Below are 24207 nucleotides of genomic sequence, written 5' to 3' on the forward strand. Positions count from 1 at the left end.
TCCTTTTGATTTGTGATATGTACAGACCAGCAAATGTTTCATCGGAACGTGCCAGGCGCCTTGAATAACAGGGGCTGCGGTCGCACAGGTCGACACTGCAAACTATCAAAGGTAAACAACTGCGGTCGCTCGATCAGGTATCCCTGAGCGTAGTCGACCCCGATCTCAAGCAAGGCTTGTTCGATCTGGGGTGTCTCGACAAATTCGGCAATTGTGCGCTTACCCATGACATGACCGATGTGATTGATCACTTCGACCATAGCGCGGTTAATCGGGTCGTCCAGCATATCCTTTACGAAACTTCCATCGATCTTCAAGAAGTCTACAGGTAAATGTTTAAGATATGCGAACGAGGACATCCCGGCGCAGAAGTCATCCAGGGAGAAATGGCACCCTAACTCTTTGAGCTCGTTGATAAAACGAATCGCACTACCCAAATTCGCTATAGCGCTGGTTTCTGTAATTTCAAAACAAATCATTTCCGGTGGAATGCCATAGGCAATGAATTGCTCACGCAGGAACCCAAGAAAGTCCTCATCGCCGATGGTAGTGCCTGACAGATTGATCGCACACATGGCCATGGGCCGGCCCGGGCGCTCACGCATGCAGCCCGCGATGATCTTGAACACGTTCTCCACCACCCAACGGTCCAGGGAGGTCATCAAGCCGTAACGCTCGGCGGCCGGGATAAAACTGTCCGGCAGGATGATCCGCCCCGCCTCGTCATGCAGGCGCAGCAGGATTTCGATATGCCCATCCCCCTGTTCGGTGTGCCCAAGGGGCGCGATTTCCTGGGCGTACAGGCAAAAACGGTTCTCTTCCAGCGCCATGTGCAGGCGCTGCACCCAGGCCATCTCGCCAAAGCGCAGGGACAATTCCGAGTCATCGGCGTGATACACCTGCACCCGGTTGCGGCCCTTTTCCTTGGCCATGTAGCACGCCATGTCGGCGGCTCGCAGGGAAGTCTCCAGGGTGGTCGGGGCGTGCGTGATGTGCACCAGGCCAATACTCACAGTGGTGACAAACGGCCTGCCCTTCCACACAAAGTGCAGGCTCTGCACGGTGTGGCGCAGGCTTTCGGCGATTTTTTCCGCCACCGGCGCCGGGCAGTTCTCCAGCAGGATGCCGAACTCGTCGCCCCCCAGCCGGGCCAGGGTGTCACCTTCACGCAGGTCGGACTGCAAGAGCGCGCAGATATGCCGCAACAGTTCATCCCCCGCGGCATGCCCACAGGTGTCGTTGACCAGCTTGAACTGGTCCAGGTCGAGGAACATCAAGGCATGGCGCCCGGTTTGCTGGCGCCCGACGTTGTGCAGCACCTGCTCCAGGCGGAACTCGAACTCGCGGCGGTTGGCCAGGCCGGTCAAGGCGTCGTGGGTGGCCTGCCAGGACAGGTTGGCGATGTACTGGCGTTCCTGTGTCATGTCGTGCAACACCAGCACCGCGCCGACGACTTTGCCGGCACTGCGGATCGGCGCGCCCACCAGGGTGACGGACACGGTGGTGCCATCCAGGCGCTGGATCAGCTTGGAGTGCTCGCTGCCCCCACCGAGCTGGCCGCCCAATATGTGTTCGATCAGGGTAAAGCCGTCGGCCTGGGCATTTTCGTCCAGCAGGTTGAACAGCGCCGCCAGCGGCAGCCCCTGGGCCTGGGCGGCTTTCCAATGGGTCAGGGCTTCGGCAGCCGGGTTCATATACGCAATGGCGCCGTCGACATCGGTGGTGATCACTCCGTCGCCAATCGACTCCAGGGTGATCTGCGCCCGCTCCTTCTCCAACTGGAGCGCGTCGGCAAACGCATGCCGCTGGGCCAGCAGTTTGTGGGTGCGCAACAGCGCCAGCACGATCAAGCCGAGTGCCGTGGCCAAGTTGGTCACCAGCAGCAGGCGCAGAATCATCCGCGAGCCTTCACCCAGGGCATCGCTGAAAGCTTTCGCGGCCGGCGTCACCCCGTCGTTGATCGCGAAGATCCGCTGCTTCCAGCGGTGTACGTCGCTGCCGCTGACCTGATTGGCCATGATCGCTCGGTGCATCTCCTGGGCCAGGTCGTCCAGTTGCACCAGGTAGCCATCGCCCACCGTCCACAGTTCAATGGCTTTTTCCAGGTAACTGAAATGGCGGAAGTTGAGGTACAGCCAGATCAGGCTGGAAACGTCGTCAGGGTGGTTACCGCCCTTGAGGATGCCCTGGCGCGCGGCTGGCAGGTCCGGCGTCGGGCGGTCCAGGGCCAGCCGCAGCTCATGCCCGCCCTGGGGTACGGCAATCGCGTTCTGGTATTTGAGGTAGGTGGCTTCGTCGCGGCTGTCGGCGTAGAGCGTCAGGTAAAAGATCGCGTCTTTCTGGCCCTTGGACCACAGGCTTTCGCCCGCCACATAACCGCGCACCGCCGAGAGTACGTAGAGACTGACGCAGCCTAACAATGCCTGGAACAGCACGACGGCGATAAAAGGCCACACAATGCCCAATAACCGAGGGGTTCCGAGAGTCTGCTTTTGCTTCATGAGGTCCCTTGCACATGCACAACTAAAATACGCACGCGAGTGAAAACCGCTCCTGATAGCTCAGCGTAGGCTAAATCACCGCACTTGTTGCAAGTGTCCGTAAAGTTTGGCGTACAAGCCACCATCAGCAATCAACTGCTGATGGTCGCCATCTTCGGCAATATGGCCGCCATCGAACACCAATACCCGATCCGCCTGTTTCACCGCCGACAGCCTGTGGGCGATGATCAACGTGGTACGGCCACTGAGAAACCGCGCCAGCGCCTGGTGCAGGTTGTATTCGGTTGCCGCATCCAGGGCCGAGGTGGCCTCGTCGAGTATTACCACTTTCGGCTCCGCCAGCACCATCCGGGCAATGGCCAGGCGTTGACGCTGCCCACCGGAAAAGCGCACGCCGGAGCGTCCGACCACGCTGTCCAGGCCCAGCGGCAGCGCCTTGACGGTCGTATCCAGCTGGGCAATTTCCAGCGCCTGCCAACAGGCCTGGTCGCTGCGCTCGCGGCCCATGGTCAGGTTGGCGCGCACCGTATCATTGAACAGTGCCGGGTGCTGCAGCACCACGGAGACATTCTCGCGAATCGTCTCCAGGCCGATTTCCTGCTGGGTCGAACCACCGAAGCGAATGCTGCCGGCCTGCGGCGTATACAGCCCCAGCAACAGTTGCACCAGGGTACTTTTGCCGCCGCCGCTGGCGCCGACAATCGCGACTTTTTCACCCGGGGCGATGTTCAGGTTCAACTGGTCCAGCACCAGTTCCTCGCCGTAGCCGAAATTCAGGCCGCGCACTTCGATGCCGACCGTCTCGCGTCCGGTAAACGGATCGGCACCGCCCGCGTATTGCGGTTCATCGGCGCGGGCCAGCAGTTCGTTGATCCGCGTCAGCGCCCCGCCCGCCGCGTAGTAGGCGTATTGCAGGTTCAGCAACTGTTCCACCGGGCTGATCATGAACCACAGGTAACTGAACACCGCGAGCATCTGGCCGATGGACAGGTCGGAAAACAGCACCGTCAGCATCGCCGCCGCACGGAAGATGTCGATACCAAACTGGAACAGCAAGCCACTGGCGCGGCTGGAGGCGTCGCTTTTCCACTGGGAATTGACCGCAAAATCCCGCACTTCCTGGGCCCGCCGGCCCAGGCGACCGAGGAAAAAGCCCTGGCGATTGCCGGCACGCACTTCCTGGATCGCATCGAGGGTTTCGGTGAGCGCCTGGGTGAACCGCGACGTGCTGTCGTTTTCCAGCTTCTTCAGGTGCTTGACCCGCTTGCCCAACTGCACCGTGGCGTAGATCACCAGCGGGTTGAACAGCAGGATCAACAGTGCCAGCTTCCAGTGCATCCACATCAGGATCCCGGAGGTGCCTACCAGGGTGAGCATCGCCACCAGGAACCGGCTGAGGGTTTCACCGACGAATTTGTCCACCGTGTCCAGGTCGGTGACCAGGTGCGTGGTCACCGTGCCGCTGCCCAGGCTTTCGTATTCGCTGAGGGAAATGCGCTTGAGGCGCTCGATCAGCCGCACGCGAATGCGATAGACGATGTCCTTGGCCAGCCGCGCAAACAACCGCGCCTGCAGCACGTTGAACACCAGGGCGCCGCAACGCAACAGCAACGTCACCAGCAGCATCAGGCCGATATAGCCGGCGGCCTTCTGCCAACCCAGAGGCAATGCGTGGTTCATCACCTTCAGTGCCGCATCGCCATGGCCCAACAGCACTTCGTCCACCAGCAACGGCAGCAGCAATGGAATCGGCACGCTGCACAAGGTTGCCAGCACGGCGACGCCATTGGCGATCCACAGGGATTTCTTGTGATGCAGCGCCAGGCGGCGGACTTCCGCCCAGGTCAGCCGGTCGACACGCTTGGGTTGCTCAACGGGATCGGGCTGATCATGCACAGGCAGCTCGCTCCAGCCAACGGCTCAGCAGCGGCGCCAATTCGGACAGCGGCTGGTAGCCGTTGGTCAGCAGCGCCAGTTGCCCATTACGCTCCGCCAGCAAGGTCGGGAAACCGGCGATGCCCAGGTCCTGGACCCAGGTGAAATCCGCCGCGGTGGCCGCGTGCTGGTCGGCGCGGTCGAAAGCTTCGGCGAACTCGATACGCGGCACGCCGGCGGTCTCGGCCAGTTCCACCAATACGTCGGCGCGGGTCACGTCGCGCCCTTCGACGTAGAACGCCTGCTGGATCAGGCCCAGCAGTTTCCAGGCGCAATCCGGCGCCAGGCTGCGGGCAGTGACCACAGCGCGGCAAGCCGGCTCGGTGTCGTAGACAAAACCATCAGGCAGTGCACCTTCACGCTTGAACGGCTGGCCGGTGGCGTCGGTCACGGCCTGCCAATGCTCAAGAATATAGCGCCGGGTCGTCGGCTCCAGCGCCGCGCCACTGCCGGTGCGCAAGCCGCCCACCACCAGGTGCAGCTCCACGCCTGCGGCCTGGGCCTGCTCAACCAGCGCCTTGGCCACCGGGGCGAAACCCCAGCACCAGGAGCACATCGGATCCATTACATAGAGCAGGCGTGCGGACATGGCTCAGGCCTCGGAGGATGGGGATTGCTTGTAGTTGTAGCCAATCGGGTGCGGCATATTGCGGGCCTTGGCCAGTTCAATCTGCTTTTGCCGGTCGATCGCGCTGCGACGGGTCTTCTCTGAAAGCTTATCCCAGCAATGCGGGCAACTGATGCCAGCTACATAGTGTTCGGATGCACGGTCCTCGACGCTGACCGGTGTGCGGCAGGCATGACATTGATCGTAGTCGCCTTCGCTCAAGTCGTGGCGCACGGTCACGCGATTGTCGAACACAAAGCAGTCGCCCTGCCACTTGGTTTCTTCCTGCGGCACCTCTTCGAGGTACTTCAGGATGCCGCCCTTGAGGTGATACACCTCGTCGAAACCCTCGCTGAGCATATAGCTCGAGGCCTTTTCGCAACGAATGCCGCCGGTGCAGAACATGGCGACTTTCTTGTGTTTGGCCGGGTCGAAGTTGGCTTTGATGTAGTCGGGAAATTCGCGGAAGCTGGTGGTCTTCGGGTCGATCGCGCCTTCAAAGGTGCCGATGGACACTTCGTAGTCGTTGCGGGTATCGATCAGCAGCACTTCAGGGTCGCTGATCAGCGCATTCCAGTCCTGCGGCTCGACGTAGGTGCCGACTTTCTTGTTCGGGTCGACGCCTTCGACGCCCAGGGTCACGATCTCTTTCTTGAGCTTGACCTTGGTGCGGTAGAACGGCTGCTCGTCGCAGTACGACTCTTTGTGGTCGATGTCGTCCATGCGCGGGTCGTTCTTGAGCCAGGCCATCAAGCCATCAATGCCTTCGCGGCTGCCGGAAACGGTGCCGTTGATGCCTTCTTCGGCAATCAGCAAGGTGCCTTTGATGCCGTTGTCGACCATCGCCTGCAGCAGTGGCTCGCGCAGGGCGACGTAATCTTCGAGGGTGACGAACTTATACAGTGCCGCCACGACAATCGGTTGAGTCATGGGTGTTCTCTCCAGGTGGCTACCCTCGTAAAGGGTGAACCGGATGCAAAAAAAACGCGCCGACTGAGCGGCGCGTTGCGGATTCTAACAAAAATGGCGACGATTATGGACCGCCTCTTACTGTGGCGAGGGAGCTTGCTCCCGCTGGGCTGCGGAGCGGCCCCAACCAGGCAGTTGCAACCTTTCAGAAAGCTTGCGGTGATTGGCAGAAGGGCTGCTGCGCAGCCCAGCGGGAGCAAGCTTCCTCGCCAGATCAAGCTGATGTGCCACAGTGTCAGTGACCGCCGGCGCAGGTCGGCGAGGCCGGGGCTGCGTCGATTTTCGCCCATTCTTCAGGCGTGTAGGTATGCAGCGCCAACGCATGGAATTCGCTCATCAGGTCACCCAACGTGGCATAGACCTTCTGGTGGCGCTTGACGCGGTTGAGGCCCTCGAACTGCTGGCTGACCAGCACGGCCTTGAAGTGGGTCTGCAACCCACGGCTGTGCATATGGCTTTCATCCAGCACGCTCAAGTGTTCCGGGCTCAGGGCGACGAGTGCCGATTCGATACGCTGTTGCATGGTCATTCCTGTTTACTTCTTCTTGGCCGGGGCCGGGGCTTTTGGCGTCAGCTCGTTGGTCATGTCTTCCAGCAGCTTGTTCACCACAGGTACCGCGCTTTCCAGCTTGGCCTGGGTCATCTGGGCCGATTGCTGGGTCAGCTGGGGCATTTTCTCCAGGACTTTCTTGCCCAGTGGCGACTGGTAGAACGCAACCAGGTCCTTGAGCTCGGATTCGCTGAAGTTGTCGGTGTAGAGCTTGATCATGTCCGGCTTGAGCTTGTTCCAGCCGATGGCCTGGTCCAGGGCGGTGTTGGCCTTGGCCTGGTAGGTGTCCAGGACGGTTTGCTTGGAAGCAGGCGCCTTGGTCTGCTCGAAACGCTGGGCGAACATTTGTTGCACTTGCATGTACACCGGGGTACCCAGCTTGTCGGCATGGGCCAGGGTAAGGAAGGCTTCGGCACTGGCGTTGTGGCTGGCGGTATCGGCAAAAACCTGGCCGCTGGCACATACCAGAGCAACCGCGGTACAGATGGCACGAAGACGAGTCATCGAGTTTCCTTTTCTAGCAGGCGAGGTAAGACCCCAAGGGCGCCCATTCTGCGCCTAAAAAACGCCGCGGCTCAACCCCACGCCTTGTGGGGCCTGGTTTTGCGGGGCTTAATCCGATGAAAAGTCTTTTAAGGGAACCCCACCGGACGATCAGGGCCTAAACTGCGCAAACGAACCTGAAGGAGTGTGCCCGATGAGCCGTATCGAAACCGACAGCCTGGGAGAAGTGCAAGTCCCGGATGACGCTTACTGGGGCGCGCAGACCCAACGCTCGCTGGTGAACTTCGCCATCGGCGACCAGCGCATGCCCCTGGCTGTGTTGCACGCCCTGGCCCTGATCAAGAAGGCTGCGGCCCGGGTCAACGACCGCAATGGCGACCTGCCCGCCGACATTGCCCGGTTGATCGAACAGGCCGCCGACGAAGTGCTCGCCGGCGAACACGACGACCAGTTTCCCCTGGTGGTGTGGCAGACCGGCAGCGGCACCCAGAGCAACATGAACGCCAACGAAGTGATCGCCGGCCGTGCCAACGAGCTGGCGGGCAAGCCCCGTGGCGGCAAGAGCCCGGTGCATCCCAACGACCACGTCAACCGTTCCCAGAGCTCCAACGACTGCTTCCCCACCGCCATGAGCATCGCCGCCGTGCAGGCCGTCACCGAGAAGCTGTTGCCGGCGATCCGTGAACTGTCTGGTGGTTTGGCAGAGTTGTCGGCGCGCCACATGAAGCTGGTGAAAACCGGCCGCACCCACATGATGGATGCGACGCCCATCACCTTCGGCCAGGAAGTCTCGGCCTTTATAGCGCAACTCGACTACGCCGAACGCGCGATCCGCAGCGCCCTGCCCGCCGTGTGTGAACTGGCCCAGGGTGGTACTGCCGTCGGCACCGGGCTCAATTCACCCCACGGTTTTGGCGAGGCGATTGCCTCGGAATTGGCCGCGCTGTCGGGCCTGCCGTTTGTCACCGCACCGAACAAATTCGCCGCGCTGTCGGGCCATGAGCCGTTGACCACCCTGCACGGCGCGTTGAAGACCCTGGCCGTGGCCCTGATGAAAATCGCCAACGACCTGCGCCTGCTGGGCTCCGGCCCGCGTGCCGGGCTGGCGGAAGTCAAGTTGCCGGCGAATGAACCGGGCAGCTCGATCATGCCCGGCAAGGTCAACCCGACCCAGTGCGAAGCGCTGTCGATGCTGGCCTGCCAGGTGCTGGGCAATGACGTGACCATTGGCTTCGCCGCCAGCCAGGGCCACTTGCAGTTGAACGTGTACAAGCCGGTGATCATCCACAACCTGCTGGAATCGATCCGCCTGCTGGCCGACGGTTGCAGCAACTTCCAGGAGCACTGCATCGCCGGCCTGGAACCCGACGCCGAGCAAATGGCCGCGCACCTTGAGCGTGGCCTGATGCTGGTGACTGCGCTGAACCCGCACATCGGCTACGACAAGTCCGCCGAGATTGCCAAGAAGGCCTATGCCGAAGGGCTGACCCTACGGGAAGCGGCGCTGAAGCTGGGCTATCTCACGGACGAAGAGTTCGACCAGTGGGTGCGTCCGGAAAACATGCTGGAAGCCGGTCATTAAGACGCCAATCGTGCACGCCGGGCCCTGAGCCCGGCGAACAGCGACGGCGCCAACGCCACGGTCGCAGACCCCAGCACCACCAACACGGCACCGCCGTAGCCGAGGGCATTGATGTCTTCGGCGTGCACATACTCGGGCCACATCCAGGCGGCCAGCGCTACCGCGACGAAGGTCACCAATGGCGTCAGCGCCAGGGTGGCGCTGACCCGCGAGGCTTCCCAGTGGGCCAGGGCTTCAGCGAATGCGCCGTAGGCAATCAGCGTATTGAAACAGCAGGCCAGCAGCAGCCAGCCTTGCAGCGGGCTCAGTTGCAGCGCTTCCATCGGGTGCGCCCATGGCGTCAGCAAGAGCGCGCAGGACAGGTAGATCACCATCATCACCTGCAACGAATTCCATACCGTCAGCAACTGCTTCTGGCCCAGGGCGTAGAAGGTCCAGATGGTGGTGGCCAGGAGAATCGTCAGCACCCCGGCGGTGTAGCTGCCCAGGGAGGTCAACAACTCGGTCAGGCGCTGGTTGAAGAACAGGCCGAAGCCGATGATCAGCACCAGCAGGCCCATGCCCTGCCCGAGGCTGAAGCGTTCCTTGAACACGAAGACGCTGGCGATCATCAGGAAGATCGGGCCCACCTGTACCACCAGTTGCGCGGTGCCGGGGCTCAGCAGTTTGAGGCCGACCAGGTAGAGCACGTAGTTGCCCATCAGGCCGCACACGGCGATTGCTACCAGCCAGCCACCTTTTGGTCCGAGGGAACGCCAGCTGGGCAGGCGCCTTACGGCGGCGAGATAGATAAACAGGCAACTGCCGGAGACGACCAGGCGAAACCAGGTGACGGTGACGGGGTCCATCACCTGCAAGACCTGTTTGAGTTTGATCGGCAGAATGCCCCAGAGCAGCGCGGTCAGCAGGGCCAGGGATAAACCGTAGACCCAACGGCCCGATGAGATGTGCATGAGTGCCCCGAATGCCTGAGGTGGAGGAGGTGCATTCTAGGGGGATGTGAACGGATTGGGATACGGTGCTGATCAAATGTGGGAGCGGGCTTGCTCGCGAAGGCGGTCTATCAGCCAACATTTTCATCGACTGCCCCGCCGCATTCGCGAGCAAGTCGAATCGTCGCACCGCCACTCCCACACTGAGTCAGCGTACGGCTTCGAACAAGCCGGTGGCCCCCATGCCGCCGCCCACACACATAGTGACAATGCCGTAACGCAACTTGCGCCGCTGCAACTCACGCACCAGATGCCCCACCTGCCGCGACCCCGTCATCCCAAACGGATGCCCGATGGAAATCGACCCACCGTTGACGTTGTACTTGGCGTTATCAATTTCCAGCCGATTACGCGCATAAAGGCACTGCGAGGCAAACGCCTCATTCAGCTCCCACAAATCAATATCCGCCACCGCCAGCCCACGGGCCTTGAGCAACTTGGGCACCGAAAACACCGGCCCGATCCCCATCTCATCCGGCTCACACCCCGCCACCGTAAACCCGCGAAAAAACGCCTTGGGCTTAAGCCCCAGTTCCAGCGCTTTTTCCAGGCTCATCACCAGTGTCATGGAAGCCCCATCAGACAACTGCGACGAATTCCCCGCCGTCACCGACCCATCCTCCGCAAACACCGGCTTCAATCCCGCAAGACTGGCCAACGTCGTATCCGGACGATTGCAATCATCCCGATCCACCACCCCCTCCAACACCTGCACCGCGCCAGTGTTCTTGTCCTCAACCTTGTACTTCACCGCCATCGGCACGATTTCATCATCGAACAACCCGTCAGCCTGGGCCTGAGCCGTACGCTGCTGGCTTTGCAGCGCATACAGATCCTGCTCTTCACGACTGACGTGATACCGCCGCGCAACGATTTCCGCCGTCTGCCCCATGGGAAAGTAAATGCCCGGCACCTGCTCCTTGAGCAACGGATTGATCAGGTTATCGGTGTTGACGCTCTTCATGGTCAGGCTGATGGACTCGACCCCACCGGCGACAATGATCTCGCTGCAACCGGAAGCAATCTGGTTGGCGGCGATCGCAATCGCCTGCAACCCCGAGGAACAGAAACGGTTGAGGGTCATGCCCGCCGTACCGGTACCCAGTTGCGACAACACCGCCACATTGCGGCCGATGTTGTAGCCCTGGGCACCTTCGTTGGAACCGGCGCCGACGATGCAGTCCTCGACCGTGGCCGGGTCGATGCCGTTGCGGGTCAGCAACGCGTTCACGCAATGGGCAGCCATGTCATCGGGACGGGTCTGGTTGAACTTGCCGCGAAAGGACTTGGCCAGGCCGGTTCGCACGCTGTCGACGATCACTACTTCACGCATGGGCTACCTCAATTGTTGTGGTTGTTGAGAGATGGATCGAGCATAGATCCCGCCCTCTTCAACCGCGACAATCATTCACCCCGCGTATGCAAAAGCATGGCGTTACTTCTTCTTGTCCTTCTTGTCATGCTTGTCGGTCTTGTCGAACGCTTCCTCCAGCGCCCGGTTGATGGTGCGCAGTACCTTCACCCGCGCCCAGCGCTTGTCGTTGGCTTCAACCAGCGTCCACGGCGCAATCTCGGTGCTGGTGCGGTCCACCATGTCGCCCACCGCCGCCCGGTAGTCGTCCCACTTCTCGCGGTTACGCCAGTCGTCCTCGGTGATCTTGAAGCGTTTGAACGGGATTTCCTCGCGGGCCTGGAACCGCTCCAGCTGCGTCTGCTTGTCGATCGCCAGCCAGAACTTGACCACGATCACCCCGGCGTCGCGCAGTTGCTCTTCGAAGTCGTTGATCTCGCCGTAGGCGCGCATCCAGTCCGTCGGCGTGCAGAAGCCTTCGATGCGTTCCACCAACACCCGGCCATACCAGGAGCGGTCGAACACGGTGAACATGCCCCGCGCCGGAATCTTCTGCCAGAAACGCCACAGGTAAGGCTGGGCGCGCTCGTCTTCACTGGGCGCGGCAATCGGCACGATGTGGTACTGCCGGGGATCGAGGGCTGCCGCCACACGCCGGATGGCCCCACCCTTGCCCGCCGCGTCGTTGCCTTCAAACACCGTCACCAACGCGTGCTTGCGCATGCGTTTGTCGCGCATCAGCCCGGAGAACCGCGCCTGCTCGGTAATCAGTTGTTCTTCGTAATCGTCCTTTTCAAGGCTCAGGGTCATGTCCAGGCTGTTCAGCAGGCTCATCTGGTCAACCGCCGATGGCAGCGGCGCCGGGTTCATGCCGCTGGCTTTACCCTTGGGCACTTTCAAGGCGTTTTGCAGGCCTTCGAGCAGGATCTTGCCGACGGTCAGCCCGCGGTAGTGCGCATCGACACCCTCGATCACATACCAAGGCGCATAGTCACGGCTGGTGCGGCGCAGGATCCGCTCACCAAAATGCACAAACTTGTCGTAGGTCTTTGACTGCTGCCAGTCCAGCGGGCTGATGCGCCAGCTGTGCAGCGGGTCGTCCTGCAAGGCTTTGAGCCGGGATTTCATTTGCTTCTTGGAGAGGTGGAACCAGAACTTGAAGATCAGCGCACCTTCATCACACAGCATCTTTTCCAGGCGCTCGGCCCCGGCGATGGCCTGATCCAGCCGCGCGTCCTTGATCTCGCCATGGACGCGACTCTGCAGCATCTGGCTGTACCAGTTACCAAAAAAGATCCCCATGCGGCCTTTCGCCGGAAGCTGGCGCCAGTAGCGCCAGGCCGGTGGGCGGGCCAGTTCTTCGTCGGTCTGCTGGTCGAAGGTGCGCACCTCGATCAGGCGCGGGTCCATCCATTCATTCAGCAATTTGACGGTTTCACCCTTGCCCGCGCCTTCGATGCCATTGATCAGGATGATCACCGGGAAGCGCTTCTGCTGTTGCAGTTCGTACTGCACTTCCAGCAAGGCTTCACGCAGGGCCGGCACTTCGGCGTCGTAGGTGTCTTTGTCGATGGCGTGACCGATTTCGGCAGATTCGAACATGGGCGGCTCCGTTCCAGAAGTGATCAAGACTAGCGGATTGGGCAACAACACGTGGCAGGAAATTCCACAGCGGCTTGCCATGGATCAATGACAACCCTGTTGATCAGCTAGAATGGCCGCCTTGCCTTTGCCGAGCCGCTCATGAACCCCGTATCCCACGCCCAGCTTGACTGGGATGACCAAGGTCGCCCGCACTCGCGGGTCTTCGATGACGTGTACTTCTCCGACAAGTCGGGCCTTGAAGAAACCCGCTACGTGTTCCTCGAACAGAACCGTTTGCAGGAACGCTTTGCGGCGCTGCCGATGGGCGGGCGCTTGGTGATTGGTGAGACGGGCTTCGGCACCGGCCTGAATTTTTTGTGCGCCTGGCAGTTGTTTGATCAACACGCGGTGGCGGGTGCACGCCTGCATTTTGTCAGCGTGGAAAAGTACCCGCTGAGCCACGCCGACCTGCAGCGCGCCCTCGCCCTCTGGCCGGAACTGGCACCGTTCGCCGAGCAGCTGTTGGCGCAATACATCGCGATTCACCAAGGCTTCCAGCGGCTGGTACTGGATAACGGTCGAGTCACCCTGACGTTGCTGATCGGCGACGCCCTGGAGCAATTGCCGCAACTGGACGCACAGGTCGACGCCTGGTTCCTCGACGGTTTCGCCCCGGCCAAGAACCCCGACATGTGGACTGCCGAGCTGTTCGCCGAACTGGCGCGGCTGGCGGCGCCGGGCTCGACCATCAGCACCTTTACCAGCACCGGCTGGGTACGGCGGTTGATCAACGCCGCCGGGTTCAAGATGAAGCGCACCCCCGGCATCGGCCACAAGTGGGAAATCCTGCGGGGTGAGTTTCTCGGCTGGCCCGCTGAAACGCCTGCGCCTGCCGCGGCAAAACCCTGGTTTGCGCGCCCGCCTGCGGTTTCCGGTGAACGCCATGCACTCGTCATCGGCGGTGGCCTGGCCGGTTGCGCCACGGCGGCCAGCCTGGCGGCACGCGGCTGGCGCGTCAGTTTGCTGGAACGCCACGCGGCGCTCGCACAGGAAGCTTCCGGCAACCCGCAAGGGGTGTTGTACCTCAAGCTTTCCGCCCATGGCACGGCACTTTCGCAGTTGATTCTCAGCGGTTTCGGCCACACGCGGCGCCTGCTGGAACACCTGCAACGTGGCGTGGACTGGGATGGCTGCGGCGTGCTGCAACTGGCCTTCAACGCCAAGGAAGCCGAGCGCCAGGCACAACTGGCCGGCGCTTTTGCCCCGGACCTGTTGCACCTGCTGGATAAAGAGCAGGCACAGGTGCGCGCCGGGATAACGCTGGAGCACGGCGGCTTGTTCTTCCCCGAAGGCGGCTGGGTTCACCCGCCGGCGCTGTGCGAATGGCAAGCCAGGCACCCGCTGATCGAAGTGCTCCAGCACCACGACGCCCTTGAGCTCAAGCAGGTCGACGGTCAGTGGCAGGCGTTGCAGGGCGATACGGTTCTGGCTCAAGCCAGTGTGGTCGTGCTGGCCGGCGCCGCCGAGATCAAGCGGTTTTCCTTCAGCGCTGACTTGCCCCTCAAGCGCATCCGCGGGCAAATCACTCGCCTGCCGCAAACGGCGCAAAGCCAGGCGTTGGCCACGGTGGTGTGCGCCGAGGGCTACGTCGCCCCGCCACGCCTGGGCGAGCACACCCTCGGTGCCAGCTTCGACTTCAAGAGCGATGACCTTACGCCCACGGTGGCCGAGCACGCGGGCAATCTGCAGATGCTGCGGGAAATCTCCCTCGATTTGCTGCAACGCCTGGGCGCCGACAGCCTGGCACCCGAACAGCTCGAAGGCCGCGCCGCCTTCCGTTGCACCAGCCCGGACTACCTGCCGATCGTCGGACCGCTGGCGCAGCGAGAGGCGTTTGATCACACCTACGCCGCCCTCGGCAAAGACGCCCGGCAGGTCCCTGATGCGCCGTGCCCGTGGTTGCACGGCGTGTATATCAACAGTGGCCATGGCTCACGGGGGCTGGTCACCGCGCCACTCTGCGCAGAGCTGCTGGCCGCCTGGCTCGACAATGAGCCCCTGCCGCTGCCGCGCAGTGTCAGCGAAGCCTGTCACCCCAATCGCTTCGCGCTGCGTGCCCTGATCCGCGGTACCCCAGGCAAATCCTGAGGGCCACGACGGGCTCGCAGCCCGTCAAGGCTCTTTGCCTTATAACGTATTGTTCTAAAACTCCCACAATTTACCCGGGTCAGTCTCTGGGTACCCGCCGTTTTGGCGGGCTGCATTTCTATCCCTCCCCAACGGAAAAACCGGTAAGGAATTTATGTGCGGATTAGCTGGAGAGTTACGTTTCGATCACCAACCTGCCGACCTGGCAGCGGTGGAACGAATCACCCATCACTTGGCGCCACGCGGTCCTGACGCGTGGGGCTTTCATGCCCAGGGGCCGATTGCCCTGGGCCATCGACGCCTGAAAATCATGGACCTGTCGGATGGCTCCGCCCAACCGATGGTCGACGCCCAACTGGGCCTGTCCCTGGCGTTCAACGGCGCGATCTATAACTTCCCGGAATTGCGTGAAGAGCTGGAAGCCCTGGGCTACGCCTTCTATTCCGGTGGTGACACCGAAGTGCTGCTCAAGGGCTACCACGCCTGGGGCGAAGCCCTGCTGCCCAAGCTCAACGGGATGTTCGCCTTCGCCATCTGGGAGCGCGATGCCCAGCGCCTGTTCATCGCCCGCGACCGCCTCGGCGTGAAGCCGCTGTACCTGTCGCGCACCGGCCAGCGCCTGCGTTTTGCCTCGGCCTTGCCGGCGCTGCTCAAGGGTGGCGATATCAACCCGATCCTCGATCCGGTGGCCCTCAATCACTACCTGAACTTCCACGCCGTGGTGCCGGCGCCGCGCACCTTGCTGGCGGGCATTGAAAAACTGCCGCCCGCCTCCTGGATGCGCATCGACGCCGATGGCAAGACTGAACAGAAAACCTGGTGGACCCTGCCCTACGGCCCCCACGCCGACGAAGCCAACCTGACCCTGGAAGACTGGACCGACCGCGTGCTCGACAGCACCCGCGAAGCCGTGGCGATTCGTCAGCGGGCGGCGGTGGATGTGGGCGTGCTGCTTTCCGGCGGTGTCGATTCCAGCATGCTGGTGGGTCTGTTGCGGGAAGTCGGCGTGCAGGACCTGTCGACCTTCTCCATCGGTTTTGAAGACGCTGGAGGCGAGCGCGGCGACGAGTTCCAGTATTCAGACTTGATCGCCAAGCATTACGGCACCCGTCACCACCAACTGCGTATCGCCGAAAGCGAAATCATCGAGCAATTGCCGGCGGCGTTCCGCGCCATGAGCGAGCCGATGGTCAGCCATGACTGCATCGCCTTCTACCTGCTGTCCCGGGAAGTGGCCAAGCACTGCAAGGTGGTGCAAAGCGGCCAGGGCGCCGATGAACTGTTCGCCGGTTACCACTGGTACCCGCAGGTGGATGGCGCAAGCGACCCGTACGCGGCCTACCGCGACGCATTTTTCGACCGCAGCTACGACGACTATGCCGCTACCGTCGCGCCGAAATGGTTGACCGCGAATGACGCCGCCGGCGACTTCGTGCGCGAGCATTTCGCCCAGCCCGGCGCCGATGCGGCAGTGGACAAAGCCCTGCGCCTGGACAGCACCGTTATGCTGGTGGATGACCCGGTCAAGCGCGTCGACAACATGACCATGGCCTGGGGCCTGGAAGCGCGCACGCCGTTTCTCGACTATCGCCTGGTAGAACTGTCGGCCCGCGTGCCGGGCAAATTCAAATTGCCGGACGGCGGCAAGCAAGTGCTCAAGGAAGCGGCGCGCCGGGTTATCCCGAGCGAGGTCATCGACCGCAAGAAAGGCTACTTCCCGGTGCCCGGCCTCAAGCATTTGCAGGGTGACACCTTGAACTGGGTGCGTGAGCTGCTGCTGGACCCAAGCCAGGACCGCGGCCTGTTCAACCCGGCCATGCTCGACCGCCTGCTCACCGATCCCCAAGGCCAACTGACCCCGTTGCGCGGCTCCAAGCTGTGGCAACTGGCGGCGCTGAACCTGTGGCTCAGCGAACAAGGAATCTGATTCATGAAACCTCATGCCACGGCTTACAGCCAACGCTTGCTGCGAGGCCAGGCGCCCTCCTACGAGCGCCTGCAAGCCCGCTTCGCCGAAGACGGCAGCGAACTGGACCCCACGCCGATTGCCGTGCATTGCGGTTGGGGCCGGCTGTTGATCGGCCACACCTTCCCGGACCCGGCGAGCCTGGCCCTGGAGTTGCTCAACGAGCAGCCCGGCGAGCGGGATATCGCGCTGTATGTGGCGGCGCCGCAGCAGATCCTCGGGATTGATCCCCAGCAGTTGTTTCTCGACCCGTCCGATACCCTGCGCCTGTGGTTCACCGACTATCGTCCGGCGACCCGGGTGTTTCGCGGGTTCCGGATTCGCCGGGTACAAACCGAGGCGGACTGGCAGGCGGTGAACCAGCTGTACCAGGGGCGCGGCATGTTGCCGGTGGACCCGGCGCTGCTCACGCCACGCCATCAAGGCGGCCCGGTGTATTGGCTGGCCGAGGACGAAGACAGCGGCGCGGTGATCGGCAGCGTGATGGGCCTGAACCACCAGAAGGCCTTTCACGATCCGGAGAACGGCTGCAGCCTCTGGTGCCTGGCGGTCGACCCGCAATGTACCCGCCCCGGGGTGGGTGAAGTGCTGGTGCGCCACTTGATCGAACACTTCATGAGCCGTGGCCTGAGCTACCTCGACCTGTCGGTGCTGCACGACAACCGCCAGGCGAAAAGTCTCTACGCCAAGCTTGGCTTTCGCGCGCTGACCACCTTCGCCATCAAGCGCAAGAACGGGATCAACCAGCCGCTGTTCCTCGGCCCTGGCCCACAGGCGGAGTTCAATCCCTACGCGCGGATCATCGTCGAGGAAGCCCATCGGCGCGGGATCGACGTGCAGGTGGACGATGCCGATGCCGGCTTGTTCACCCTGAGCCACGGTGGCCGCCGGGTGCGCTGCCGCGAATCCCTCAGCGACCTGACCAGCGCCATCAGCATGACGTTGTGCCAGGACAAGAGCCTGACCCACAAGGTGTTCAAGGCCGCAGGCCTGAACCTTCCGGCCCAGCAATTGGCCGGCAGTGCCGATGACAACCTGGAGTTTCTCGACGAGCACCAGCGCATTGTGGTCAAGCCGCTGGATGGCGAACAAGGCCAGGGTGTGGCGGTGGATTTGCAGACCATTGAAGACGTGCAAAAAGCCATTGAGGCGGCCCGCCAATTCGACACCCGTGTACTGCTGGAAAGCTTCCACGAAGGCCTCGACCTGCGAATTCTGGTGATCGGCTTTGAAGTGGTCGCCGCCGCCATTCGCCGCCCGGCGGAAGTCACCGGCGATGGCCAGCATTCCATTGGCGCGTTGATCGAAGCCCAGAGCCGCCGACGCCAGGCCGCCACCGATGGCGAAAGCAAAATCCCCCTGGACCATGAAACCCAACGCACCCTGCAGGCGGCCGGCTACGACTACAACAGCATCCTGCCCCGTGGCGAACGCCTGGCAGTGCGGCGTACCGCCAACCTGCACACCGGCGGTTGCCTGGAAGACGTCACCGCCATCCTCCACCCGACCCTGGTGGACGCCGCCGTGCGCGCCGCCCGTGCCCTCGACATTCCCATGGTGGGCCTGGACCTGATGGTGCTGGCCGCCGACCAACCGGACTACGTGTTTATCGAAGCCAACGAACGGGCCGGGCTGGCCAACCATGAACCGCAGCCGACGGCTGAAAAGTTCGTGGACCTGTTGTTCCCGCATAGCCAACCGACGGCTTGAGAAAGGTGTTGCCTTGACTGGCGCTTTCGCGAGCAAGCCCGCTCCCACAGGGGAATGCATTCCAAATGTGGGAGCGGGCTTGCTTGCGAAGACGCCGGTACAGCCAACACAATCTCTGAGGCGCCCCTTTCATCGAAACCATCGATGCCCTCAACTCATCAGGAGTTTCCATGACCCGAACCATCCCCGAACCGGATCTCGCTTACCTGCAAAAAGTGCTGCTGGAAATGCTCGCCATTCCCAGCCCCACCGGGTTTACCGACACCATCGTGCGCTACGTTGCCGAGCGCCTTGAAGAACTGGGTATTCCGTTTGAAATGACCCGGCGCGGCACCATCCGCGCCACCCTCAAGGGCCAGAAAAACAGCCCTGACCGCGCCGTTTCCGCGCACTTGGACACCATCGGCGCCGCCGTGCGGGCGATCAAGGACAATGGCCGCCTGACCCTCGCGCCGGTCGGCTGCTGGTCCAGCCGTTTTGCCGAGGGCAGCCGCGTCAGCCTGTTCACCGATAACGGCGTGATCCGTGGCAGCGTGCTGCCGTTGATGGCCTCCGGTCACGCGTTCAATACGGCCGTGGATGAAATGCCCATCAGTTGGGACCACATCGAACTGCGCCTGGATGCCTACTGCGCCACCCGCGCCGACTGTGACTCCCTGGGTATCAGCGTCGGCGATTTCGTCGCCTTCGACCCGCTGCCGGAGTTCACCGAGAGCGGGCATATCAGCGCCCGCCACCTGGACGATAAAGCCGGGGTTGCCGCGCTGCTGGCGGCGCTCAAAGCGATTGTCGACAGCGGCCAGCCGCTGCTGATCGACTGCCATCCGCTGTTCACCATCACCGAAGAAACCGGCAGTGGTGCGGCGGCGGCATTGCCTTGGGATGTGAGTGAGTTCGTCGGCATCGACATTGCGCCGGTGGCCCACGAGCAGCACTCCAGCGAGCACGCGGTGAGTGTGGCGATGCAGGATTCCGGCGGGCCGTATGACTATCACCTGTCCCGCCACCTGCTGCGCCTGGCGGCGGAAAATGAGCTACCGGTGCGTCGCGACCTGTTTCGCTACTACTTCAGCGACGCGCATTCGGCGGTGACCGCCGGCCACGACATTCGCACCGCACTGCTGGCGTTTGGTTGCGATGCCACCCACGGCTATGAGCGCACGCACATCGACAGCCTCGCCGCCCTGAGTCGCCTGCTGGGCGCGTACATCCTCAGCCCGCCGGTGTTCGCCAGCGATGCACAGCCGGCCAAGGGCTCCCTCGACCGGTTCAGTCACCAGATCGAACACGACACACAAATGGAGAGTGATACCCGCGTGCCGTCGGTGGACAGCCTGGTGGGCCAAAAAACCTGAGACTGGCAACTCGGATCCCGGCGCAGTAGCATCGCCGGGATTCCCTAGCCGAGGCTTGTATGCTGATTCCCTACGATGCACTTGAAGTCGACACCCTGACACGCCTCATCGAAGACTTCGTGACCCGCGACGGCACCGACAATGGTGACGACACACCCCTGGAAACACGGGTGCTGCGGGTACGACAGGCGCTGACCAAGGGCCAGGCGCTGATTGTTTTCGACCCCGAAAGCGAGCAGTGCCAGTTGATGCTCAAGCACGATGTGCCCAAGCACCTGTTCGACTGAGACTCAAGGATTGGGCACAGGCACTGGATGGATATTGGTCTGCTGCCCGTGGCGACTGAGGATCTTCTGATAGACCTCCGCCCGGTGCACATTGACCCCCACCGGCGCTTCCACACCCAGCTTCACTTGGGTGCCGTTCACTTCCAGAATGCGCAAGGTGATCTGGTCACCCACCGAAATTATTTCACCTACCGCGCGGCTTAATACCAGCATGGGGTTCGTCCTTTTTAAGTTACCGAACCCCGACCATGCGCTCCCTGCCTGGCACCATCAATGGCCTTCAGGTTAAACAGGCATGCCTTACACATCAGGGTAAATTACCCTACAGACAGGCAGTGAATAATCTCGAATTACACCCAAGAACCAAACGATATGTTCAAATTTGCAGGCACTCTCTGTGGCTAGAGAGCTTGTTGTGGCGAGGGAGCTTGCTCCCTCGCCACAACAAGCTCCCTCGCCACATCAGGTGCTCACCTGAAATTCAACCTTTTACCGCCTGCGACTGAGCTTTCGCCCGCATCTTGTCCGCCATCACGGTCATCTCGTCATACAGCAGTTGCGGGTTCTTCTGTTTCAATGCCCAGGCCATGCGCCCCTGCTCGTGGGGCAGGATCATGAATTGCCCTTGCGCCACTTGCTGGTAGATGTAGTCGGCGATTTCTGCGGCGGTGATCGGCGAGCTTTCCAGCAGCTTGCCCACCTGGGCCTTCATCGCGGGCGTCGGCCCGCGGAACGAGTCCAGCAGGTTGGTCTGGAAGAAGGATGGGCACACCACATGCACGCCGACTTCCTGTTGCTTGAGTTCCACCAGCAGGCTCTCCGAGAGCGCCACCACGCCGGCCTTGGCCACGTTGTAGTTGCTCATGGCCGGGCCCTGCATCAGGGCGGCCATGGACGCGATGTTGATGATGCGGCCCTTGCTCTTTTCCAGCAGCGGCAGGAAGGCCTTGCAGCCCTTGACCACGCCCATCAGGTTGATCGCGATCTGCCAGTCCCAGTCTTCCAGGGACAGTTCGCTGAAAAACCCGCCCGATGCGACACCGGCGTTGTTGACGATCACGTCGATGCCACCGAGCTTTTCCTCACAGGCCTGTGCGAACGCGGTGAGCTGGCTGTAGTCGCGCACGTCGCAGCGCTGGGTGAAACCGTCACCGCCGGCCTGGCGTACAAGCTTGAGGGTTTCTTGCAGGCCCGCTTCGCTGACGTCCGACAAGGCCAGCTGCCAACCCTCACGGGCCCAGCGCAGAGCGATTTCGCGACCCAGGCCAGAACCGGCGCCGGTGATCATCATGCGATTTTGCATAGGAAAGTAGCCTTGTGGTTCACGGAAGAAGTGAGCCGCAGTGTAGCGAAGGTTTTTCCCGCACCCACGCACCATCAGACTGCTGAATGCCCCAGGCAAACCGTGGGCCGGGTCGGATAGCGGGAAACCCGCCAAGTTCCATTTATTTGAACTAAGGACAGTTATTTGCAACGGGGTTAAAGGAAATAAGCAAGTTAGCGAAAAGCTTTAAAAAAACACGGAATTTTCTGCCAAACACATGGGTCGGAGTTATTAAGGCGTCCGTATCAGTTGTCGGGCCTATCCGTTAATAACAGGTCTTTTCAGAAGACAATAAGGAAAACAAAACATGAGCCTCATTCTTATCATTATTCTGATCCTCCTGCTGGTCGGCGGTCTTCCAGTGTTCCCTCACTCACGCAATTGGGGTTACGGGCCATCGGGTATTCTCGGTACTGTGTTGGTAGTGCTGTTGATTCTGTTGTTGCTCGGCAAGATATAACGCGTTCCAGCGTGCAAAAAAAAGAGGCCTTGAAAGGCCTCTTTTTTTATGCGCGGGTGTTTAGTCCGGCTTGCCGTCCACTACACCGGCGGTGTTGTCCAGCAGGCTCTTGGTAGCGGTCTGCAGGAACGATTCGAGCTTCTGCTTCAACGCAGCCTCGTCCGGCGACTCTGGAATCACTTTCCCGGTCGGGTTGGCGCCCAGTTCGTATTCCCACAACTTCGGCGGCATTTCCTTGGGCAGTACCAGCACGCGGTCACCGGTGAGCAAGGCGACGGTCTGGTCGCTGCCCGACGGCTTGATCACGCCAAAGCCCTTGTCGCCTTCCGGCAGGTTGAGCAGGTCGCGGCCCCAGCACTGGTGCAGGGTGTCACCGCCCAGGCGGCCCATGATGGTCGGCACGATGTCGATCTGGGTGCCCACGGTGTGGTCACGCTCGCCGAACTTCTCCTGCATGCCCGGTGCGATCATCAGCATCGGCACGTTGAAGCGGCCCAGGTCCATCTCGGTGATCTGCTGCTCGTTGCCGAAGCCGTGGTCGCCCACGATCACGAACAGGGTTTCCTTGAAGTACGGCTCCTTGCGGGCCTTTTCAAAGAACTGGCCCAAGGCCCAGTCGGAGTAGCGCATGGCCGTCAAATGCTCGTTGAGGCTGCCACGGTCGGTGACCTTCTCGACCGGCAATGGCGTCGGCAACGCGTACGGCGTGTGGTTGGACAGGGTTTGCAGCAGCGCATAGAACGGCTTGCCGCCTTCACGGGCCTTCAACTCTTCCAGGCCACGGTTGAACATGTCCTGGTCGGACACGCCCCAGGTCGGGTCCGAGAACACCGGGTTGACGAAGTCATTACGCCCGATGAAGTTGGTCATGCCCTGGTTGCTGAAGAAGCCCGACTGGTTATCCCAGGCGAAGTCGCCGTTGTAGACGTACACGTCATCGAAATCGCGATGGCTGAGCAACTGCGGCAGGCCCGACAGCTTGTGGCTGCCTTCCGGAGTCTGCATCAGGTATTCGAAACCCGGCAGGTTCGGGAAGCACGCCATGGTGGCAAACATGCCCTGGTGGGTGTGGGTGCCGTTGGAGAAGAAGCGGTCGAACAGCAGGCCTTCCTTGGACAGTTTGTCGAAGTACGGCGTGATGTTGCCCGGGCGGCCCAGGGCGCCCACCGAGTGACCGGCGAAGCTTTCCATCAGGATAACCACGACGTTCTTGATCGGCAGGGTCTTCTCGGCCGGCGGCGTGAAGTCACGGCGTACCGCGGCGGTGTCGGTGTCGACCAGTTTCTCGGTCGGCAATACCAGCATGTCGCGCACGGTCTGGGTGGCCAGCGGCTGCTCCAGGGTGGCTTTCCAGATGTTCGAACGCTCCTCGGAGAAGCGCGATTTCGCCGCCGCAATCAGCGACAAGGTACCGTTGAGGCCCAACTGGTTGGCGAAGTTCGAGTCGGTGGTGTACACGTCGCCCCAACGCAGTGGCGGGCCCTGGCGCAGGGTGCCACGGATGGCGACCACGGCGACCAGCAGGCAGACCACGAACACCGCGATGCGCGTGTACCACGGCGCTACCTGGCGAGTGCCGATGCTGCCACCGCTGAACGGGCCGCGTGGGCGCGTTGCACGGTCGGCGCCTTTGAAGGCGATGCTCAGGATCAGCGTACCCACGGCCCAGGCCAGCAGGTAGCGCACCACCGGGAAACCGTACCAGAGCATGCTCATCACGGTTTTCGGGTCTTCCTTCACGTACTGGAAGACCAGGCCGTTGAGGCGCTGGTGGAACTCGCGGTAGAAGTCCATTTCCATCAGGCCCAGGAACAGCGCGATGCTGGACGCGACCGTCAGCCACAAGCGGAAGAACCCGCGCGCCGCCATGGCCCTTACGCTGAACAACGCCAGCAGCAACGGCACCAGCACGTACATCACCAGGCGGATATCCAGGCGCAGGCCGTTGGCGAACGCTTCAAGGAAAGTCGAGGCCGGTGTGTCGAGGATCATCTCGCGGTTGTAGACCAGCAGCGCCAGGCGCAGCAGGGAGAACATCACCATCATGATCAAGGCACAAAGCAGCGTGTACGCCAGATGGGATTTGACGGTCGGTTGCAGCAAGCGATTAGAAGCTCGCTGCTGATTCAGGGCGTCCGGGTTTGCCATGTCGTTTTAGGACCCATTGGAAGTTTAAGTTGCGAATGAATACAGCGGCGCCCCGCCCTCGCCCAGGCAGGCTGGGGTAGACGGTGAACGCAATGGCGCAAATGGTGCCCGATCAACGCCGGCAACGCCATTGATTACTCACTCCTGCAGTAGGTGGGCACTCGTTTTAGAGCACTCGACAGGGGAAATAGCCGGCGAATTGTCTTGGATGGAATGTGAAAATTTTGTACAGCG

General features: G+C 61.7%; 19 protein-coding genes. 7 read left to right on the plus strand and 12 right to left on the minus strand.

Annotation, left to right across the window (positions count from 1 at the left end):
* Positions 1-38 precede the first annotated feature (38 nt).
* From HX817_RS15305 to HX817_RS15330, 6 genes are all read right to left on the minus strand, one after another.
* Complete coding sequence (locus HX817_RS15305) at positions 39-2501, minus strand: EAL domain-containing protein (protein WP_008433239.1); 2463 nt, start codon at positions 2499-2501, stop codon at positions 39-41.
* 75 nt (positions 2502-2576) lie between these two features.
* The gene (locus tag HX817_RS15310; protein ID WP_134326024.1) at positions 2577-4397 is read right to left on the minus strand and encodes an ABC transporter ATP-binding protein; all 1821 of its coding nucleotides are present in this window, start codon (positions 4395-4397) and stop codon (positions 2577-2579) included.
* Positions 4390-5025: a DsbA family protein gene (locus HX817_RS15315; RefSeq protein WP_008433236.1), complete on the minus strand. Its 636-nt coding sequence runs from the start codon at positions 5023-5025 to the stop codon at positions 4390-4392. Before HX817_RS15315 ends, HX817_RS15310 begins: the two co-directional genes overlap by 8 nt.
* Before the next feature lie 3 nt (positions 5026-5028).
* Positions 5029-5973 (minus strand): rhodanese-related sulfurtransferase, encoded by a 945-nt coding sequence (locus HX817_RS15320; protein ID WP_003216738.1) that lies wholly within the window; start codon positions 5971-5973, stop codon positions 5029-5031.
* Between the two features lie 274 nt (positions 5974-6247).
* Positions 6248-6541: a BolA family transcriptional regulator gene (locus tag HX817_RS15325; RefSeq protein WP_003216739.1), complete on the minus strand. Its 294-nt coding sequence runs from the start codon at positions 6539-6541 to the stop codon at positions 6248-6250.
* Between the two features lie 6 nt (positions 6542-6547).
* Positions 6548-7066, minus strand: coding sequence for a DUF2059 domain-containing protein (locus HX817_RS15330; RefSeq protein WP_003216742.1), 519 nt, complete (start codon positions 7064-7066; stop codon positions 6548-6550).
* Positions 7067-7259: 193 nt separating this feature from the next.
* On the opposite strand from HX817_RS15330, the gene HX817_RS15335 reads away from it, so the two are divergent.
* Positions 7260-8648: a class II fumarate hydratase gene (locus HX817_RS15335; RefSeq protein ID WP_003216744.1), complete on the plus strand. Its 1389-nt coding sequence runs from the start codon at positions 7260-7262 to the stop codon at positions 8646-8648.
* Here HX817_RS15335 and HX817_RS15340 read toward each other — a convergent pair.
* The 3 genes from HX817_RS15340 to pap form a co-directional block, all read right to left on the minus strand.
* Entirely contained in the window at positions 8645-9601 is a 957-nt protein-coding gene (locus tag HX817_RS15340) for a DMT family transporter (protein WP_003216745.1), read from the minus strand. The two genes, HX817_RS15335 and HX817_RS15340, sit on opposite strands and share 4 nt — an antisense overlap.
* 187 nt (positions 9602-9788) lie before the next feature.
* Complete coding sequence (locus HX817_RS15345) at positions 9789-10973, minus strand: thiolase family protein (protein WP_003216747.1); 1185 nt, start codon at positions 10971-10973, stop codon at positions 9789-9791.
* Between the two features lie 102 nt (positions 10974-11075).
* Positions 11076-12593 carry a polyphosphate:AMP phosphotransferase gene (gene pap / locus HX817_RS15350; RefSeq protein ID WP_003216749.1) on the minus strand — a complete coding sequence of 506 codons (1518 nt, stop codon included), beginning with the start codon at positions 12591-12593 and terminating at the stop codon, positions 11076-11078.
* Between the two features lie 141 nt (positions 12594-12734).
* On the opposite strand from pap, the gene mnmC reads away from it, so the two are divergent.
* The 5 genes from mnmC (at position 12735) to HX817_RS15375 (ending at position 20041) form a co-directional block, all read left to right on the plus strand.
* Positions 12735-14723, plus strand: a complete 1989-nt coding sequence (mnmC, locus tag HX817_RS15355; RefSeq protein WP_177040524.1) for a bifunctional tRNA (5-methylaminomethyl-2-thiouridine)(34)-methyltransferase MnmD/FAD-dependent 5-carboxymethylaminomethyl-2-thiouridine(34) oxidoreductase MnmC — start codon at positions 12735-12737, stop codon at positions 14721-14723.
* Positions 14724-14877: 154 nt separating this feature from the next.
* Positions 14878-16650, plus strand: coding sequence for an N-acetylglutaminylglutamine amidotransferase (locus HX817_RS15360; RefSeq protein ID WP_003216754.1), 1773 nt, complete (start codon positions 14878-14880; stop codon positions 16648-16650).
* Positions 16651-16653: 3 nt separating this feature from the next.
* A complete protein-coding gene (ngg, locus tag HX817_RS15365; protein ID WP_177040525.1) occupies positions 16654-18399 on the plus strand; it encodes an N-acetylglutaminylglutamine synthetase in 1746 nt (581 codons plus the stop codon).
* 170 nt (positions 18400-18569) lie between these two features.
* A complete protein-coding gene (locus tag HX817_RS15370; protein ID WP_003216760.1) occupies positions 18570-19754 on the plus strand; it encodes an osmoprotectant NAGGN system M42 family peptidase in 1185 nt (394 codons plus the stop codon).
* 59 nt (positions 19755-19813) lie between these two features.
* On the plus strand, positions 19814-20041 hold the full coding sequence (locus HX817_RS15375; protein WP_003192759.1) for a YheU family protein: 228 nt from the start codon (positions 19814-19816) through the stop codon (positions 20039-20041).
* Positions 20042-20044: 3 nt separating this feature from the next.
* Here HX817_RS15375 and csrA read toward each other — a convergent pair whose 3' ends face one another.
* Positions 20045-20254, minus strand: a complete 210-nt coding sequence (gene csrA, locus HX817_RS15380) for a carbon storage regulator CsrA (protein ID WP_134326019.1) — start codon at positions 20252-20254, stop codon at positions 20045-20047.
* Between the two features lie 268 nt (positions 20255-20522).
* Positions 20523-21344 (minus strand): SDR family oxidoreductase, encoded by an 822-nt coding sequence (locus tag HX817_RS15385; protein ID WP_003216764.1) that lies wholly within the window; start codon positions 21342-21344, stop codon positions 20523-20525.
* Positions 21345-21672: 328 nt separating this feature from the next.
* Here HX817_RS15385 and HX817_RS15390 point away from each other — a divergent pair, with 328 nt between their 5' ends.
* Positions 21673-21825 carry a DUF3309 family protein gene (locus tag HX817_RS15390; RefSeq protein WP_003216767.1) on the plus strand — a complete coding sequence of 51 codons (153 nt, stop codon included), beginning with the start codon at positions 21673-21675 and terminating at the stop codon, positions 21823-21825.
* A gap of 60 nt (positions 21826-21885) precedes the next feature.
* On the opposite strand, the gene HX817_RS15395 is transcribed toward HX817_RS15390, so the two are convergent.
* Entirely contained in the window at positions 21886-23973 is a 2088-nt protein-coding gene (locus HX817_RS15395) for an LTA synthase family protein (RefSeq protein WP_134326018.1), read from the minus strand.
* Positions 23974-24207: the final 234 nt, after the last annotated feature.

Source organism: Pseudomonas sp. C6002 (assembly GCF_013385805.1).
GTDB lineage: Bacteria > Pseudomonadota > Gammaproteobacteria > Pseudomonadales > Pseudomonadaceae > Aquipseudomonas.